16 protein-coding genes are annotated in these 17665 nt (G+C 43.8%); 11 read left to right on the forward strand and 5 right to left on the reverse strand.

Annotation, left to right across the window (positions count from 1 at the left end; all coding sequences use genetic code 11):
- Positions 1–52 precede the first annotated feature (52 nt).
- From EQO05_RS04410 to EQO05_RS04425, 4 genes are all read right to left on the reverse strand, one after another.
- Positions 53–676 (reverse strand): hypothetical protein, encoded by a 624-nt coding sequence (locus EQO05_RS04410; RefSeq protein ID WP_205793686.1) that lies wholly within the window; start codon positions 674–676, stop codon positions 53–55.
- Positions 651–1346: a hypothetical protein gene (locus EQO05_RS04415; protein WP_128504131.1), complete on the reverse strand. Its 696-nt coding sequence runs from the start codon at positions 1344–1346 to the stop codon at positions 651–653. Before EQO05_RS04415 ends, EQO05_RS04410 begins: the two co-directional genes overlap by 26 nt.
- 19 nt (positions 1347–1365) lie before the next feature.
- Positions 1366–1860 (reverse strand): hypothetical protein, encoded by a 495-nt coding sequence (locus tag EQO05_RS04420; protein WP_128504133.1) that lies wholly within the window; start codon positions 1858–1860, stop codon positions 1366–1368.
- Between the two features lie 564 nt (positions 1861–2424).
- Positions 2425–3192, reverse strand: a complete 768-nt coding sequence (locus EQO05_RS04425; protein ID WP_128504135.1) for an SDR family oxidoreductase — start codon at positions 3190–3192, stop codon at positions 2425–2427.
- Between the two features lie 1137 nt (positions 3193–4329).
- Between EQO05_RS04425 and EQO05_RS04430 the strand changes: the two genes are divergently transcribed.
- Positions 4330–5226 (forward strand): C39 family peptidase, encoded by an 897-nt coding sequence (locus tag EQO05_RS04430; protein WP_128504137.1) that lies wholly within the window; start codon positions 4330–4332, stop codon positions 5224–5226.
- Between the two features lie 599 nt (positions 5227–5825).
- Here the strand turns inward: EQO05_RS04430 and hisS are convergent.
- Positions 5826–7055: a histidine--tRNA ligase gene (gene hisS, locus EQO05_RS04435; RefSeq protein WP_128504139.1), complete on the reverse strand. Its 1230-nt coding sequence runs from the start codon at positions 7053–7055 to the stop codon at positions 5826–5828.
- Positions 7056–7601: 546 nt separating this feature from the next.
- On the opposite strand from hisS, the gene cobD reads away from it, so the two are divergent.
- The 10 genes from cobD to mtbC all read left to right on the forward strand — a co-directional run bounded on the left by cobD (position 7602) and on the right by mtbC (position 17582).
- On the forward strand, positions 7602–9092 hold the full coding sequence (gene cobD / locus EQO05_RS04440) for a threonine-phosphate decarboxylase CobD (RefSeq protein ID WP_128504141.1): 1491 nt from the start codon (positions 7602–7604) through the stop codon (positions 9090–9092).
- Positions 9089–10075, forward strand: a complete 987-nt coding sequence (locus EQO05_RS04445) for a cobalamin biosynthesis protein (protein WP_128504143.1) — start codon at positions 9089–9091, stop codon at positions 10073–10075. The genes cobD and EQO05_RS04445 overlap by 4 nt, the downstream gene beginning before the upstream one ends.
- Before the next feature lie 139 nt (positions 10076–10214).
- Positions 10215–10757: an alpha-ribazole phosphatase CobZ gene (gene cobZ, locus EQO05_RS04450; protein ID WP_128504145.1), complete on the forward strand. Its 543-nt coding sequence runs from the start codon at positions 10215–10217 to the stop codon at positions 10755–10757.
- Positions 10758–10774: 17 nt separating this feature from the next.
- Positions 10775–11617 (forward strand): adenosylcobinamide-GDP ribazoletransferase, encoded by an 843-nt coding sequence (gene cobS / locus EQO05_RS04455; protein ID WP_128504146.1) that lies wholly within the window; start codon positions 10775–10777, stop codon positions 11615–11617.
- Entirely contained in the window at positions 11602–12207 is a 606-nt protein-coding gene (locus tag EQO05_RS04460; RefSeq protein ID WP_128504148.1) for an NTP transferase domain-containing protein, read from the forward strand. The genes cobS and EQO05_RS04460 overlap by 16 nt, the downstream gene beginning before the upstream one ends.
- A gap of 76 nt (positions 12208–12283) precedes the next feature.
- On the forward strand, positions 12284–12967 hold the full coding sequence (locus EQO05_RS04465) for an ATP-binding cassette domain-containing protein (protein ID WP_240664321.1): 684 nt from the start codon (positions 12284–12286) through the stop codon (positions 12965–12967).
- Between the two features lie 2 nt (positions 12968–12969).
- The gene (locus tag EQO05_RS04470; protein WP_128504149.1) at positions 12970–13932 is read left to right on the forward strand and encodes a SufD family Fe-S cluster assembly protein; all 963 of its coding nucleotides are present in this window, start codon (positions 12970–12972) and stop codon (positions 13930–13932) included.
- 124 nt (positions 13933–14056) lie between these two features.
- Positions 14057–14431: a hypothetical protein gene (locus EQO05_RS04475; protein ID WP_370273566.1), complete on the forward strand. Its 375-nt coding sequence runs from the start codon at positions 14057–14059 to the stop codon at positions 14429–14431.
- Positions 14432–14828: 397 nt separating this feature from the next.
- The gene (locus tag EQO05_RS04480) at positions 14829–16343 is read left to right on the forward strand and encodes an APC family permease (RefSeq protein WP_128504151.1); all 1515 of its coding nucleotides are present in this window, start codon (positions 14829–14831) and stop codon (positions 16341–16343) included.
- A 588-nt stretch (positions 16344–16931) separates the two neighbouring features.
- The gene (gene mtbC, locus EQO05_RS04485; protein WP_128504153.1) at positions 16932–17582 is read left to right on the forward strand and encodes a dimethylamine corrinoid protein MtbC; all 651 of its coding nucleotides are present in this window, start codon (positions 16932–16934) and stop codon (positions 17580–17582) included.
- Positions 17583–17665: the final 83 nt, after the last annotated feature.

The following is a 17665-nucleotide window of genomic DNA, read 5'->3' on the forward strand; positions in this document are numbered from 1 at the left end:
TTTCATGCCACAGCCTGACCTCTAAGAAATTATGTCTTTTACTTACTTTTCGTCATGTCCATGCAGCCTTGTAGATCACCACCGTGAGGATTCCAGGCACGGATTGTGCTGGATTCAGCTTGATAACAATGGGCACAGAGGCTGCGACTTTTTCCTTGCCGCCGGCATAGGCTTCAGGTTCGATGTTGTCAGGTACGATCTGCCAGCTCCACTGACCATCCCCTGTTTTGATTTCAACCAGAAACCGATAATTTCCGGAAAAAGCTGCAAAAAGCCTTGCTCTTTCACTTGCTCCGGCGGGGCCAGAAAGGGTATCAATAGCTGCTGCCGAAAGCAAGCCTGAGCCTCCCGCTCTCAACATAGGGTCGTCTGCCAGGCTTTGGGCAAGAAGGGAAGCGCTCTCGTAATTTTCCAGGGCAAACGAACGGTCTTCATATCCGAAATAGGTCTGCGACATCAGGGTTGCAAAAACCATAAAACCTATTACTGCAAGGGCTACGGAGAGCAGATCGGCATGCGGTTCAAGCATTCCTCGCTCATCCCTGAACAGTAACGTGCACGTTTTCTTTGCAGGCTTTGTGATATTTTTGAATCGGTTTACAGCCAGCAGTGGACTTTGGGACAGCTCGTTAAGCAAATTTTCAAACCGGTCACTGATACACAAGAACGCAACCAAAAGCAGCGACCTCCTCTCCATCCTTTATATAAATAAGTTTTTTCTTTAACGAGATGTTCTCATTCGGGTTAAGGACGGCTCCTTCTGTTCCCAGCGTCTGAAGAAAAAATTCAATTTCTGAATAATCGGCTGTAAGAGGAGTATCTTCATCACCCATGGCTCCAAACTTCGTGTTGAGTTTCTCATGGAGCACGGATTCGTTAAAAGGCAAGACCCTGAAAGCAAAGGGCCTTACAGCCCTGAAGCTCCGTTCCCCGGATACAGCTTCAACACAGACATATTCTCCCGAGACTCTTACCAATATATCGTCCGAAAAAGGCAGGTTCCTGAAAATTTCCGTATTCTCAAAACAATAGGAAGACTCTTGAGACTTATCCTGAAATTCATCCAGGGATAAGCCGCGAAACTCATCCTGAAAATCCTGCTGAGCGCCCACTTTGAGATAATCCGACCCTGAATAATCCGATTCCGAATTCCCTGATCCGACTTTGTCTACTGCGGCTTTAAAGTCCCGGGCCAGAAAATCGAGCTGTTCCTGCGTTTCAAGTTCCTTAAAGCCAGCTACCAGATGAAAAAGTGCCATAAAAAGTACAGCACTTGCGAGAATGAGGGCTGCCTTTGAAATTAGAAAATCAGCCCATGCCGAGTTGTCACGAGTAAAATCCCTCACAGTAGACCTCCTTCAGATTTCAGAGTTTCTTAAGAGCCTCTTTTTCAGAGATAAGCACGAATAACCTTCCTGAACCTGGTTCGAGTTCCGTTGAGAGAAGAAGCCTGTGCTTGCCTGAACTGAGGGATACAGGCCCGTTGAGCCCAGAGTTTGAGAAAGAGGCGTCCGAACAATAGAAAGTGGCCTTTTCTCCCATACGGACACAGTAATCATTAGCATCCTCAGGCCATTTGTCCTGCCGGCCGGGCAGAATTCCGAAATCCACGCTCACACCTTCAGGCAGTCTGAGATCCAGGGAAACTTCGCTTCCTTCCCCATGCAGCGAGAGCTGTTCGGCAGCAGCCGTGAGCCTCGAAATCTCATCCAGAGCTGCATTTTCCTTTGCCTCTTCCAGAAAATCAAAAAGGTAAACGGAGGAGAGAAGTAAAATTACAGCAAAAAGGATGCCTGAAACTGTAAGCCTGAAAGGAAGCGAAGTAACAGCGGATTCGTCAGTTCCAATCCGACGAGGCAAAACAGGATTTTCATTGACCGTAAATTAGCCTCCCAACCTTTCTTGAAAAGAAAGCTTGACCAAAGAAGTCCAGTAGACTGTTATTAGCCGTAAATTAGCCTCCCAACCTTTCTTGAAAAGAAAGCTTGACCAAAGAAGTCCAGTAGACTGTGATTAGCCGTAAATTTGCCTCCCAACCTTTCTTGAAAAAAAAGCTTGACCAAAGAAGCCTAGTAGACTGTTATTAGCCGTAAATTTGCCTCCCAACCTTTCTTGAAAAGAAAGCTTGACCAAAGAAGCCTAGTAGACTGTGATTAGCCGTTTATTAGCCTCCTATCACGAACATCGGAAAAATTCCAAGTTCGGAGATAATGAATTTAGTCTGCCTTAGTATAAAAAAATTTTTACTGTTCAGGTTAACAATTAAAAAATACAAGAATCATGTACTGTGTCTCCAAAAGTATTTAGAAAATCACTTAATTTCGGGCAGAATATTAGAAAAGTAAATAAAGTAATGTCTGGAAGAGAATCCTCCAGTTTTTATCCTGTAACATTTTATACATTTGAAAACAATAGCTTTTTGCGTTAAAGTGCAGTCCAGCCGCCGTCAACTGTAATTATTTGACCTGTAGTAAATGTCGACGCATCGGATGCCAGGTAAAGAACTGTCGTATCAAGCTCCCCTGATTTTCCTGCACGACCCATCGGAGACATATATTCAATGACTTTCGAAATTTCCGGATCAGCGACAATTCCTTCGGCCATTCCAAGCGCAAAGTATCCGGGACCGATTGCATTAACCGTAATGCCTTCTTTTGCCCATTCAGTTGCCAGGGCCTTAGTAAGCATTAATACTCCGCCCTTTGTAGCGCAATAAGCTGTAACCGGTAACCCTTTCATTGACACGGTTGAGTGGATCGATCCGATATTAATTATTCTTCCGTATTTTTGCTTCAACATTACCTTCCCGGCCTCGCGGGCAAAGAAATAAACCCCGTTCAGGTTGGTATCAACCATCTGGCGCCACATTTCATCTGTTGTTTTTTCGGCACTATCAACAAGCCCGAGCCCGGCATTATTTACAAGGATATCGATTCTACCGAAGTCTTTTTCCACCTGCTCAACAGCATTCTTAATTTGATCGGTCTGCGTTACATCACATACGTAATAGCGGCAGGTTACACCGAGTTTTTCTATTTCTTTCTGCACTTCCTTTAATTTTTCTTCCCGGCGTGCGACTAAAGCAAGATTTGTACCCTGATTTGCCAGGGCTTTTGCAAACTCCACTCCAAGCCCAGAAGAAGCCCCTGTTACAATTGCAACTTTTCCTGTTAAATCAAATAGATTTTTCATTACAACTCCCCTTATTTTTAGGTAAAATATAGACTCTGTATTAATCCCCAAAATTACATTTTATTCAGAGACTTTATAAAATCTGGTATCGGCTCTATATAAACTTTGAGAGTAAATTTTTATAAATTCTTTATAAATAACGCACGTTTAGCGGCCTTTAGAAATGGAATGAGTCTGTATATAGGTTAATGATAGGCTATTTTATCTATATTTGTGAAGTCATTTGTCAAGTCAGATATTACATAGACGACAGAAATAAAAGCTTTCTGGCCGACCATATGCAAAAACTGGAAAAAATACAGGTTTACATAGATCTTTTTTAAATATTAAAAGCCTTATAGATTGTTTGCATGCATTATAAGGTAATGGAGAGATGAACCTCAAAGGGAATTTACTCGAAGTAAAGATAAAAAAACTAGACATGTGGAGAATTTTGAAATCCAATACGCAGTATTATTTCTATTTTTCATATTCGTTAATAGATATTTAATCTTTTGGTTAAGGCCCATATATTAAGCTATTTATAATCAACCATTTCATAAAAAATTCCTAAATACTATTTGAATAATTAAGTAATCGTTTATATATTTATTCTTATCTTTTTAAGACCGAAGGATCTTTATAGTTATTTCACAGAAACATTTTTTGAGGTGATTTGAAAAAAAATCAAAAATGAGTAAAAGAGTTTAGCGGCATCAGGTTGCCGGACCCGATGCCTGCCTAAAGACTTCTGGACAAAGAATAGATCTTCGTCGTATAACGTAGTCAATATTCGTTATAATACCTAAAGTTTAAATCACTTTCCTTTAAAAAATTAATTTCTATTTAGAATTTTTAAAGGGAAAACAATATACGAATGTCTATTTTTTAAAAAGATCTTTGCGTATCGATTCTGACCTAGTGTTAACTATGGAAAATTATCAAAGTCTAGCTAAGTTTTGTTCCTGAAGAGTTGATCTTGACAACAGTGGTTGAGATTGGCTTTTGTGATTGCATCTGAACGAATAATGACTTTGTTAGTTACTCCATCGAATCTGTGATTAGCATTACAATTCTCTTACAAATATTGTGACTAGAGAAGAACCCATAGAGAAATGTTATGGATTCTATAAAGACAGTAAAAGGTGAATTAAGAAAATGGTTGACAAAAGAACCAAGAAAATAATGGCAGCTGGACTGTTAGTCCTTTTTGTATTATCATTAACAGTTTCGGCAGCAAGCGCAGCCGAAGTTGTTTCATTGTCAGCTCTTCAACAAGCTGCAAAACTTGATCCCGCCAGAGCTCAGGGTGGAACAACTCCAGGGGCAGCTGATGATGTGAAGATCGTTGAAGTCGCTTTGGCTGAAGAAGGATTGCTTAGCAGTAAATATGCATATGATGGAAGCTATGGTACCACTACTATCAAAGCATATAAGAAATGGCAGGAGTCCCTTGGTTCCGCGGCAAGATATTGTGACGGAATACCAGGACAGAAAGACTTGACCAAGCTTGGACAAAAGTATGGATTTACTGTAGATACTTCTACAACGGCAGAAAAAAAGCTTAATGTTCCCCTTTATCTACAAACGGACTCCAGATGGTCTGCCGAAAAGCTGGGATATTCGCAAAAAGGAAATACGATAGGAAGTGCAGGATGTGCAATTACATCTGTTTCAATGGTGTTCAAGTATTATGCAGTTCAGACGGATCCCAAGAATCTGAACACTTGGTTAAAACAAAATAATGGATACAGCGGAGGGGACGTTATTTGGGAGAATGCTCCAGGTATAAGTAAAGGAAAAGTTAAGTTTATAAGCCGAATTGATTACAAACGCATCCCCGCAGATTTAAATAAAATTAATACAGAGATTAATAATGGCCACCCTGTTATTGCACAAGTTAAGCCTGATAGTAATCCTCATTTCGTTGTGATCACAGGTTATTCAGGTTCGACTTATTATATCAATGATCCAATTTACGGAAAATCAAAATTGAGTGATCATTATAATAAGGACCCTGCAAAAGCAATCTACGGTATCAGGATATATCATTGAATTGTCAATAAAGATAAGTTACCCTAAAAGTAGTTTCTTGAGAATTTGGCTTTAAGACCAATCTCTAAAAGTCGGTTCCTTCAAGTTTAGCCATTTAAAAATTAGCCCTTCGAGGATTAACCTCTCAAAGGTTAGCTCCTTGAAGGTCAATATTTTTTAAAGTCAAGTATCTCAAGATTAACCCTTTGAAATTCTTGTTTTCTGAAGTATGCATTTACAATTAATAATCTTTAACGTTGCTGTTTCTTTGATTGTTTTTTTATAATATTTCGGACTTAGAAGATTCGTTTTAGCAATATTTTTGAGTCTTATTGCTATGTTTTAGGTTTCTCTAATTAGAAAATAAAGAATATAGGAAAGTGGCTGATGGAATGAGCAGTTCTTGAAAATGAGATTAGTAAGTACCAAAAAGGCACTACATATAGTGTAAAACCTAAATTTGATCCACAATTGGGGTATTAGAGAGTATTTGACTATGCGATAAATTCACACCTGAAGCTTGGAACATTTCTACGATTTTAAGTCAAATATCCAGTATCCAATTGTAGAAATTAATCGAGTTTTAAGACAATCTCAAAAGAATTGTCTTATCCCGACTCTTAAGCAACCTTCTCAATAATCTCTTCCAGCGTCAGAAGTTCCTGTTCTCCTGAGACCATATCCCTCAGCGTAAGTTTTCCGGCTTCGAGTTCTTTTTCCCCGACTATGACCGTATAGTCGGCGTTGATGGTGTTTGCATAGGAAAGCTGGGCTTTGAAATTGCGTTCCATGAGGTCTATGTGGACAGGGACGTGTTTTCTTAATTCGTTTGCAAAGCCTATGGCTTCGAGATGGACGTCAGGTTTCGAGATGAGGACAAGGGTTTTTGGGGAAGGCGGGGTAAGGGGGCAGATTTCCATAATCCGGTCGAAGCCGATTCCGAAGCCGGTTGAAGGGACGTCTCCGCCGCCGAAAAGCTGGATAAGCTGGTAGGAGCCGCCGCCGCAGACCTGTTTCTGGGCGCCGAGGCCCTCGGCATAGACTTCAAAAACCATGCCTGTATAGTAGTCGAGCCCGCGGGCGATCCCGAAGTCAAGGGAGTAATCTACCCCGTAGGCGTCGAGAAGCCGGAGGGTTTTCTCAAAGCTTACCAGTTCAGGGATATTTCCGACGATTTTTATTACTTCCGGGAGGATATATTTGCCTTCCAGCTTGATCAGGTGGAAGAGGTCAGATTTAAGCTGTTCTTCGGCTCCGATTTCCTCAAGCAGGGCTTCAAGGCCTGCATACTCTTTCTTGTCCACAAGGCGCATGACCTTGCTCACGATCTCGGATTCAAGCCCGTTCAGGAGCGTGCGTATGACTGCAAGGTTTCCGAGTTTCATGTCGCCTTTCACGCCTGCGGCTTTTAACAGGGCGTCGGCAAGGGCGATAACCTCGGCATCGGAATCAGGTTTTCCGCTGCCTATAAGTTCGATCCCGAACTGCCAGAATTCCCTGAAACGACCTTTCTGGGGGCGCTCATAACGGAAGCAGTTTTCGAAGTAGAATAACTTTAAGGGCTTCGGGAAGGACTGGAGTTCGTTCACGTACAGGCGCATGACAGGGGCGGTAAGCTCGGGTCTGAGGGTCATTTCCCTGCCGCCTTTATCCTTAAAGTTATAGAGTTCCCCTACGATTCCTTCCCCTGACTTCAGGGTGAAAAGGTCAAGATGCTCAAACGTGGGCGTAATGATCTCACTGTAGCCCCATTTGCGGGCAACATCTCGCATAACACTTTCCACGTACCTTCTCCGGGCAGTATCGGCAGGTAAAAAGTCCCGGGTCCCTCTTGGTCTGTTGACTGTCATTTTTAAATGCACCTGATGGTCTCAAATATATTCCTGATTTGCTGAATTTCAAATCAGGGTTTATAAATTTTTAATTTATGGCATGCTGCTAATGAAAGATATGCTCTTTGCTAATGAAAGATAAACTCTTTTTTCAACGATTTTGAATGATTTTGAACGATTTTGAACGATTTTAATGGTTTTGAATGGTCTTGAATGATTTTGAATGGTTTTGAATGGTCTTGAATGATTCTGGATGATTCTGGATGATTCTGGATGATTCTGGATGATTCTGGATGATTCTGGATTGTACTAGTTAAAAGCAAGCTATTTTACTTTTTCGATACTATATGAAATCAGCAAGAAAAAGAATATTGAGAAAAGCACTGAGTAATAAAGAAACAAGGCTAGGTTAATATATTTATTCTGTAAAATAAAGTAGAATGGATTCCAGAAGCAGAAGTTTTCGCAATCAAATAATCGTAAAGCAAATAAAGGCATGTTTAGTTTGAATAATATAATAAGCAGCTTAATATACATGATTCACACTAAATATTTGCGATCAACGTGTCAGAGCAAAGAAGTGTACCTTTAAGGAAGCATCTGCTGGACCTGAAGCCCTGCAGGCATGGAGGGTTAATTCAGGAAACATCTGAAACTTACGGGATTCCTGAAAGCGAAATTCTTGACTTCAGTGCCAACTTTAATCCCCTGGGAAACCCTTTTGAACATCCGGAAAGCGGATTGAACTTTGATGAAATTCTTAAAAACGGCTTTAAGAAACTTGCCGAATACCCTGACAACAGGTACCCTGAGTTTAAGGAAGCTGCTGCAAAGTTCGTAGGGCTCGGAATAACCCCGGAAAACATAATTCCGGGCAACGGTTCAACGGAAATTGTCAGACTTGTAGCGGAATGTGTGCTTGAGAAAGGAGATATAGCCCTTCTCCCCTGGCCCACTTTCGGAGAATATGAGATGCAGTGCCGGATTGTGGGAGCAGAACTGCAATACCCGAGCCAGGATGAGGTTGAAATCCTTCCTGACGAGCTTCTGGAAAAAGCAAAAATTCTGTATATCTGCAACCCCAATAACCCCACAGGAAAAATCCGTACCCGGGAAGAAATCAAAGCCCTTGCCGAACGCTGCATGCGGCATAAAACCCTTCTTTTCGTGGATGAGGCTTTTATCGAACTTTCCGACCCTGCACAGAGCGTTGCCGACCTGGCAGCAAGCAATAATTACGTTTTTGTCATGCGTTCCCTTACAAAGGACTTTGCAATCCCCGGAATCAGAATGGGCTTCGGGATAGCTTCCCCTGAAGTGGCTGAAATCCTGGATACTGCAAGGCTTTCCTGGAACCTGGGAACCGTGGCAAATGCTATGGGAACTGCGCTTCTTAATATTGAAGGCGGAATCGAAAACCCGTACCTGAAAAAAGCGAGGTTGATGATCAGGGAAGAAGGAGAGGAACTTAAAGCGAAACTCGACAGGATAAGGGGTTTTAAAGCCGGAGAAGTAAATGTAAACTTTATCTTTGTCAATATCAGTAAGTTCATGCTTGACTCGACTGAGTTAAGTGCACGCCTGGCAGCTCGCGGAGTTCTTGTAAGGGACTGTTCGTCCTTCCACGGCCTTGGAAAGGACTATATAAGAGTCGCGGTCCGGACCGCAGAAGAAAATGACAGGCTGATTGCCGCAATCGGGGATGTGATTACCCAGTGGGGCAAAGAACAGGCGAAAAGCGAACTGAAGAATGTGATAGAAAAGGCTTCTGAAGAAGGCATAGGAGGCAGGAAAACCTGCGAATACTATCCCTGCCATTTCGAAGGCCAGAACTGTACCTTCTGCTTCTGTCCGTTCTATCCCTGTGAAAACGAACGCACAGGAGGAAAATGGATCCAGAGCTCAAGAGGCGGCAGGGTGTGGAGCTGCGTTGACTGCCATCTGGTTCACAATACGGAAATAGCCCAGAAAATTCTTGACTGCCTTATGCAGGAAGGAGACACGGACGAACTTGTAAAAGTTGCCTGGAAGAAAGTTATGGAGCCCATTCTATGATTGTGCCGGACAGCGGGCACCTTGCTCTCGTACTTCTGCTTGCAGCAGCCATAGACGTAGTTTTCGGGGAACCGCCTGCTGCCGTACATCCGGTCGTATGGATAGGAAAATTAATCAATGTTTTGAAAAACGCAGCTCCTCAGACCCACAGGAAAATCTATGGAGTTGCAATGGCTCTATGCTGCATTTTTTTTGCAGCTTTGCTGGGTTACTCCGTGCTTTACATTGCAGCCCTTCCGGGGATTCCAGGGGTGCTTGCACTCCTTCTCGAAGCTTATTTTCTGAAAGCCACTTTTGCCATTAACTGCCTGCTCAGCCCTGCAAGGGAGATTTATGGGCACCTTGAAGCAAACAGGCTTGATAAAGTCCGGGAACTGCTGCCGATATATGTAAGCCGGAACACTTCTAAACTGAGCAGAACCCAGATGTCTTCCGCAGTTATTGAGTCCGTATCCGAGAACTATGTTGACGGCATCCTGAGTCCACTCTTCTATTATGCCCTGTTCGGAGAATTCGGGCTTGTGGCTGCATATGCATTTAAAGCTATAAGTACTCTGGATTCCATGGTAGGATACAAAACCGAACCTTACAGGGAACTCGGATACTTCTCGGCAAAATCCGATGATGTACTGAACTGGATTCCTGCCCGGATCTCCGTTATATTCATTTTTGCGGCAGCCTTTATAGTGGCTCTGCTCCCGAAAAAGCTGGGAAGAATTTCCCCCCTGAATAGCATAAAGAGCGCCCTTGAAGACGGAATGAAGACGCCGTCCCCCAATTCCGGCTATCCCATGGCAGCTACTGCTGGAGCGCTCGGAGTAAAACTTGAAAAACCTGAGAATTACATACTTGGGGCCTTATATCCCCCTACCGAAGTAAAAGATATAAAAAGGGTATCCCAACTAATAGCAGTTGCATCAGGCTTCTCGCTTGCTGCCTTTGCGGCAGTAATCCAGATAGCAGGGATACACCTGTATCCGTGACTTTTCCTTTGCCGCCGGAGCCAGTTCCGTTAGATAACCAGAACTTCATGTGGAAGCAGGTCTCCTGGAAAAGCCATGTAATGTTGTTAAAGATTTTCGAAGTTTAATATAACCGTTTTAACAACCCCGAAGTGATCATATGAAGTTATCCGATATTGAGGAAAGGGACCTGAAAAAAGGGCAGCCTGAGAAAGTAGAAGGAAAAGCTACAGTCGATATCCTCGACATCCTGGCTGAAGAAGGCATCAGTATTCAGGATCTTACAGATACGGCTCTGGAAATGTACATCCCCCATCCTGGGCTTGAAACCAGGGAGAAAGCCGACGCTCTGTTCAAAAGGGAACTCAAGTACGCGCTCTCGGACCCGAACCTCTGCCTTCTGATCTATTCCGGGATCCTGCTGGAACGAGAAGGCAGGGCAGGAACCCTCCCGAATCTCAGCAAAAGTGCCTATGAAAAGGACCTTACTTTTATAATTGCAGATGAAGTGCTTGGCACCAGTATTGCAACTTATATCAGCGGCTCCAAAGGGGCGTTTGAGTTTGTAAGGTATGACAAACAGAAGCCCGGAATCCTTGCAAAGCTCGGGCCTTTTATGGATGATGTCATCGGGGGCCTTATAGGAGGCGTCTCCTCCAGCATGTATTCAAGAGGTATGGCAGAGTTTGAAAGAAAGGATTGAAAAACAGGCGATATTCAATGAATTCATATTTGCTGGCTTTTAAATCGGGCTTTGGCTTCCTGTCTACGATTCCTGTAGGAATCAGCATGGAAGGGATCGATGAGCTCATGAAGAAGATCTATTTCTATCCTGTAGTGGGAGCTGTCCTCGGGCTTCTCATAGGGTCGATTGCGTATATAGGGCAGGTGGTATTTCCCGGACCTGTGCTTGCAGCCCTTATTATGGGGTTCATATATTATATTACAGGCTTTAACCATCTCGATGGAGTTACTGATATCGGGGACGGTTTTATGGCTCATGGGTCCATTGAGAAAAAGCTCAAAGCCCTGAAGGATACAACCCTTGGGACAGGAGGAGCAGCCTTTTGTATGCTGCTGCTGCTTACCCTCTACGGCTCCATAAGGTCAGTCCAGGAAGGAGGTCTGGCTATTTTCGGGCCCGACCTTCCGGTTTTAATGTTTGCGTCAATGTTTATTGCAGAGGTCAGCGCAAAGCAATCCATGCTAACTATCGCTGCCTTCGGGAAGCCAATACCTCCACGGGAAAAACAGGCTTACCCTGGCCTTGGAGCCATGACTATAAACGGAGCAACAAGAAAAAATTTCCTGATAGGCTTCATATTCGGAGCCATTGTTTGTTTTCTGCCCTTCGGATGGATAGGACTTTTGCCTTATCTGGGTGCCTGTATCTCGGCTCTGGTAATCCTTAACCGGAGCTATGCCCATTTCGGCGGTTTGAATGGCGACGGAATCGGTACTGCAAACGAAATCGGCAGGGTGACTGCTCTCATTATTCTCGCAGTTATCCTCAAACTTTCATTTAACGGATATATGGGAGGTTTAGAATGGACGCTATTGTAATGGCAGGGGGATTCGGACAGAGGCTTGGAATGGGAGAAAAGCCGTGTGTTGAATTGCTTGGAAAACCACTCATAGCCTACGTAATAGATACCCTGAGAGCCGCAAAGGGCATAGACAGGGTTTTTGTAGCGGTCTCACCTGTTACCCCGAAGACCGAAATCATGCTTCAGGAGCGCTACAAAGGAGAAGTCCCCGTAATCAGGACTTTTGGCGGAAACTACGTAGGGGATATGATCTATGCGGTAGAAACCGCAGGAACAACTGGCCCTGTAATGATTATTATGTCAGACCTTTCCCTGATAAATCCCGAACTCATCGATTCGGTAATTGAGAAATATAGAGAGGAAGGAAAGCCGGCACTGTCGGTATATGTTCCGATCAACACCTGCAAGGGAGCCGGAATCAGGCCGGATACGGTTTTCAATAAGGATGGGAAGCTGATAGTACCTGCCGGAATTAATATTCTGGACAGTTCTCAAATCCGAAACGAACAGGAAGACTTTAATCTGATACTTGATAATCCCAGACTAGCAATAAATGTAAATACCGTCAAAGATCTGCAGCGCTGCAGGGATTTGCTGCAGGAATAAAACTAAAAACTTACTAGAGGTGTTGTAGATTCTATCTTTAAAAAACCTGGTGCTGAGCCGTGATGGGAAGAAAATCTTGCGTGGGGTCAATCTTGAGGTAGGCGACCGGGAAATTCACAGCATTATCGGTGCAAACGGTGCCGGAAAAAGTACACTTGCCTACACCCTGATGGGACTCCAGGGTTATGAACACGAGGAAGGAAGCCTCATTTTTAATGGGGAAGATGTTACGAAGCTTTCAATAACCGAACGTGCAAGAAAAGGCATTACCCTTGCCTGGCAGGAGCCTGCCCGTTTTGAAGGGCTCAGGGTCAGGGATTACCTGGCAATCGGTGCAAAAGCCAATGGAGGCATAACTGAAGAGGGACTGAAAGAAGCCCTGAGGAAAGTTGACCTTAAGCCCGAAAAATACCTGGATCGGGAAGTTGGTGAGGCGCTCAGCGGAGGCGAAAGGAAGCGTATAGAACTGGCGTCCATAATTACAATGAAACCGAAACTTGCTATTCTCGACGAACCTGACTCCGGGATCGATGTTGTCTCCTTAAAGGAGATCGTGGCTCTGATCCGGACCTTAAAGGAAAACGGTTCCTCGGTACTTGTGATTACACACAGGGAGGAAATCGCAGCCGCTTCCGATAAAGCATCCCTGATGTGTGAAGGGTCTATCCTGAGGAGCGGAGACCCCCTGGAAATCAGCGAATTTTTCAAAAACAGGTGCATACCCTGCGATAACAGGGTATCTCCACCAAAGGCGGCCTGAAAATGACCCAGATAACCGTTAATACGCTTTCCAGCGAAATCGAAAATATGGACGCAGCCTATTCGGCAGCCGGGGGAGATGCTGCAGTCCTGCATAAGCATGAACTTGCAAGCCTTGTGGTAAGCGGGAATAAGGTGCTCAATGCGAACGGGACAGAAGGAATCGTGCTCGAGAGACAGGAGACAGAACACGGAGTGGACATTAAAATGACCATTAAAAAAGGGTACAAGATTCCGCTTCCTGTCCACCTCTGCTTCGGGCTTATCCCTGAGGATGGGCTTCAGGAAATAAAGATGAACTTCGTAGCCGAAGAAGACTCGGCTGTTGAGCTTATCGCACACTGTACATTCCCTAATGCTGTAAAAGTTATTCATAGAATGGATGCTCAAATGCTTATAGGGAAAAATGCCTCATTGAAGTATACGGAAACCCACTTCCACGGCCCCCATGGAGGAATTCAGGTGATTCCGAAAGCTCATGTAAGGATAGAAGAAGGAGGCAGTTACTATACTAACTTCTCGCTGATCTCGGGCAGAGTAGGGTATCTGGAGTTCGACTACAGTGTGGATGCCGAAAAAGACGCTATCTGTGAGATGGTTACCAAGGTTTACGGGAAAAAGGATGACAAAATAAAAATCCTAGAAAAAATATCCCTTAATGGGGAAAATGCCAGAAGCGTAATTAAAAGCCGGCTGGCAATTACCGATAACGCAGAATCGGAGTTCAGGGGGATTACCGAAGGTCATGCCCCGAGAGCCAGAGGGCATGTGGACTGTATGGAGGTTATCCAGGGCAATGCTAGAGCCGAAGCTGTTCCCATTGTACGTGTTGATAACCCTCTGGCAAAGGTAACCCACGAGGCTGCAATCGGGTGTGTGGATAAAAAAGAAGTTGAAACCCTCATGGCTCGCGGTCTTGAAGAAGACGACGCGATTGATGTAATTGTGAAGGGAATGCTGGCGTGAAGCCTTTTTATTCCCTTCTCACGGAACCTTGCTTAAAAGTAATTCTTTGAGTATGAGAGTCCGGGACTATTGAGAGCTTATCCCGGAACCCGCTCCATGAACCTGAACTTAATTTTGGGAAGAGGTGGGAAATATAATTGGCGAAATTATTATCCTCGAGAAAAGCTATTCCGAAAAAAACCTGCAGCTTATTACAGGGAAAAAAGATATATCCTCACATCACCAGGATATTCCTGAAGAGATGTTGCTTTTAAGTGAAGCTATAGAAGATCCTCATAAACTCCCTTACCTGCTGGAAACCTTCTATACCGCGCAGATAAAGAACGAAAAAGCCTTTCATTTTGCTCTCCTGCGCGTCCAGGTAGATTCTGACCTCAGGATGCATGAAGATATCCAGAAATACCAGCAAAGGAAATACGTAGCCGAGACCCTTGAAAAACTGCTTTATGGAGAACTTATGCTTGCGGTAGGAGAAACCGTGGGTATGGATAACGACTGATTAGTCCAGCCCGCTGTAAACGATTTACCAGGCTGTGCCGCCTTCCCGAATGCTGCCTCCCTGGCCACCCTATTGCTTCAGCTATTACTGACACTTTATTTTCATTAATTATTTTCAAGGCAATTTTACAGGTGTTAACGAGTAATACTTATCCTGCTATTTTTCATACTCCTTAAATCGCCATATTATCCTTGATAGAACGTGCCCCTGATAGAGTACGTTATTTTTATCGCTATTTAATACCTTACTAATGGTCTTGTTTTTGGCAATTTTAACATTAAAGGTGCAGCCCAAATCATTCATCTGAGAGTCTTATATTTGATTTTATTGGATTAAAATATAAATGAAAAAATAGAATAATAAGAATACAGGTACAATGATAATTACCGGTAAGTAAATGGGGGAATTAACTATCAATGACGAAGAAAAAGCAGGGGAGACAGGCAAGGCTACCGGGGAAGGTATTGACCGGAGCCGCGCCGAACAATGTGCCAAAGTTGTCTGTGAGCCCGGTACGCTTGAAAGAACAATCGACTGGAAGCAGGGACTGGCTATTGCTATAGGCGTCCCGTTGCTGATACTGCCATCTATCGGATATTTTGCTAACTGGGTCTGGTCATTTGCAATTATAATCTGGGGATTATCGGTTTTTCAGGGTTTCATGCAGAATCTGGCTTACGGGGAACTCGCAACAGCATTTCCTGAGGCTTCGGGTCTCCCGGGCTTCGCACAGAATGTGTTTAAAAGCAGAGAGAAAAAAAAATATGACAAAGGGAAACTCATAGGAGGTTTTAGTGCCTGGAGCTACTGGTTTGCATGGAATCCCGTGCTTGCTATTTTTGCCATCCTTATAGGAACCTATCTCCACGGCCTGATCCCTTCACTTGCTGCAACATTCACTGAGTTTCATCTATCACTTATATCGGGTGCTGTGATCTTTTCTGCTCTTATCCTTGTTAGTTATCGTGGGCTTTCCACCGGAGCGTTTATTGGGTATATACTGGCAGCTGTTTCCCTAATTCCACTTGCTGCAATTACACTGGCTCCGTTCATTACTGGAGATTTTGAGCTTGCCAATATAACAGACACCTGGCTCCCGGCAGACTGGGCATGGGATCTGAATCATATTCTTATTCTGCTGGGACTTTTTGCAATGGCTCAATGGAGTGCATGTGCATGGGAAACGGCAGCTATCTATGGTCCCGAGTATAAAAAGCCGAATTCCGACGTGCCAAAAGCCCTGTTTTCTTGTGGCATTATATGTTTCTTCTCATACGTCCTGGTCCAGGCAGCAGTTACCGGAACACTGGGAGTTGAAGGGATCCTTGCAGAACCGATTTCTCCAATGCTTCCTGTGGCCCGGGCAGCCTTTGGCCCGATAGGCACGCTGGCAGCTATTATCATGCTGGTTGCGGCTATGATATTGATTATACAAACAGCATTTCTTGGGTCTGCCAGGGCAATGCACTCAATGGCAATAGAGGGCAACCTGCCGAAGATATTCGGGAAACTAAATTCCCATGGCACTCCCATTCTCGCAATGCTGGTCATAGCGATATTTAATATGGCACTTATATTCTTTAAGACTCCTACAGCAATTCTGGCTGCATCAGCCATAGGATATGTTTGTGCCAACGGTATCAGCCTGTTTGCGTACGTGAAAGCAAAATTGGATCCAGAACTTGTGGGATTCGAAAGGCCTTTCAAAGCTCCGGGAGGCTGGAAATTCATTGCGCTAGCTTTCGGATTTTTCAACCTTCCCCTTTGTTTTATAGGTATCGTATTTCTGAACAGCCTTGAAATAGGATGGACATCCACGTTTGTCGGTTTTATTGTGCTGGCACTATACATTCCACTCTGGTTTTATACACAGCAGGAATCCCACAGAGAGGAAGCCAGATCGGAACATTGACCTGATTAGTTGTATCCCTCGGAAAAAGCTTGATAATTCCTGTCTGAATAAAATTTTATTGTACCTGCTTAGGTTGGAAGCTTTAATTAATACATAAAAAAGGTTTCTAAGATAAGAATAAATATATAAATTTAAAATAATACGTGGGGAGTTTCAGAAGAATATTAATTTTTATCAAATCCGTCGTCCTGCCAGTTCAAATCGGATTAAAATAGAATGGCTTGCTTGAAGATTTTAAAAACTGAATTTTCCCGTAGAGAGAATCACTTGAGAACGTCATGATCTGGTTAGAAGGGGGTGAAAACCAGACGTAGAGTTTTGTACAGGCAGTAAGGGGCTATATAAGTTGTAGTTCGGGAATAACTCGATTGAAAATATTCGATCATTAAATCCAGTAATGCATGCTGAAGCTGAAAAGCTTAGATCCTGACAAGCATAAATCTTAGATCCTGACAAACATAGCTCTGCAGTGCATAATTTTCTAACTATAACTAGAATTGGAAAGACCACGCCCTCTATTTTATGAGGGCTATAAAGATTCATAAAGGCTTTTAAAAATAAAACAAAGATCTGGAAAATGGGGTTGAAATGGCAAGTAAAGAAGAGTTACTTCAGGAACTTTCAGAATCGATCGTTTCCTGTAAAAAGGATAGAGTGATTGATGCCGTAAATAAGGCAAAAGAAGTAATGGAGCCTTCGGAAATAATTGATAAGGGGCTTGCAGCAGGGATGAACCAGGTAGGAGCTCTTTTTGAGAGGGGGAAACTTTTCCTTCCGCATGTGATGATGGCAGCCGATGCGATGACGGCAGGGGTAAAACTGCTTGAAGCTGAAATGCCTGCAGGAACTCAGACAAAGAAACTGGGAGTTATCGTAAACGGTACGGTCGAAGGCGATGTCCATGATATAGGCAAATCAATCGTGTCCACAATGCTCCAGTCTGCCGGCTTTGAAGTATACGACATCGGGCGTGATGTTCCGGTCAGGAACTTTATCGAGAAGGCAAAGGAAGTCGATGCTGATATGATAGGGCTTTCAGCTCTTATGACCACCACTCTTCAGGGCCAGAGGGACGTTATCGAACTCCTCAAAGAAGAAGGCCTCAGGGACAGAATAAAGGTCATGGTAGGCGGAGCTCCTGCAACCCAGGCCTGGGCTGACAAGATCGGGGCAGACTGTTACGCTGAAAATGCCAGCGAAGCTGTAGCCAGGGCAAAGGAACTGCTGGTCAGGAAGTGAAAATCGATGGCAACTGAATATGCTTTGCGTATGGGAGACGGCAAACGCGTCTTCCTCACAAAAGAGAAAATCATGGAAGAGAT

This window comes from Methanosarcina sp. MSH10X1 (assembly GCF_004099695.1).
In the GTDB taxonomy this organism is placed as follows: domain Archaea; phylum Halobacteriota; class Methanosarcinia; order Methanosarcinales; family Methanosarcinaceae; genus Methanosarcina.

Coding starts and splice junctions, on each gene's coding strand:
- EQO05_RS04430 (WP_128504137.1), top strand. CDS start 4,330: ATGGTTGACAAAAGAACCAAGAAAATAATGGCAGCTGGACTGTTAGTC.
- EQO05_RS04480 (WP_128504151.1), top strand. CDS start 14,829: ATGGGGGAATTAACTATCAATGACGAAGAAAAAGCAGGGGAGACAGGC.
- mtbC (WP_128504153.1), top strand. CDS start 16,932: ATGGCAAGTAAAGAAGAGTTACTTCAGGAACTTTCAGAATCGATCGTT.
- EQO05_RS04460 (WP_128504148.1), top strand. CDS start 11,602: ATGGACGCTATTGTAATGGCAGGGGGATTCGGACAGAGGCTTGGAATG.
- EQO05_RS04470 (WP_128504149.1), top strand. CDS start 12,970: ATGACCCAGATAACCGTTAATACGCTTTCCAGCGAAATCGAAAATATG.
- cobS (WP_128504146.1), top strand. CDS start 10,775: ATGAATTCATATTTGCTGGCTTTTAAATCGGGCTTTGGCTTCCTGTCT.
- hisS (WP_128504139.1), bottom strand. CDS start 7,055: ATGACAGTCAACAGACCAAGAGGGACCCGGGACTTTTTACCTGCCGAT.
- cobZ (WP_128504145.1), top strand. CDS start 10,215: ATGAAGTTATCCGATATTGAGGAAAGGGACCTGAAAAAAGGGCAGCCT.
- EQO05_RS04425 (WP_128504135.1), bottom strand. CDS start 3,192: ATGAAAAATCTATTTGATTTAACAGGAAAAGTTGCAATTGTAACAGGG.
- EQO05_RS04445 (WP_128504143.1), top strand. CDS start 9,089: ATGATTGTGCCGGACAGCGGGCACCTTGCTCTCGTACTTCTGCTTGCA.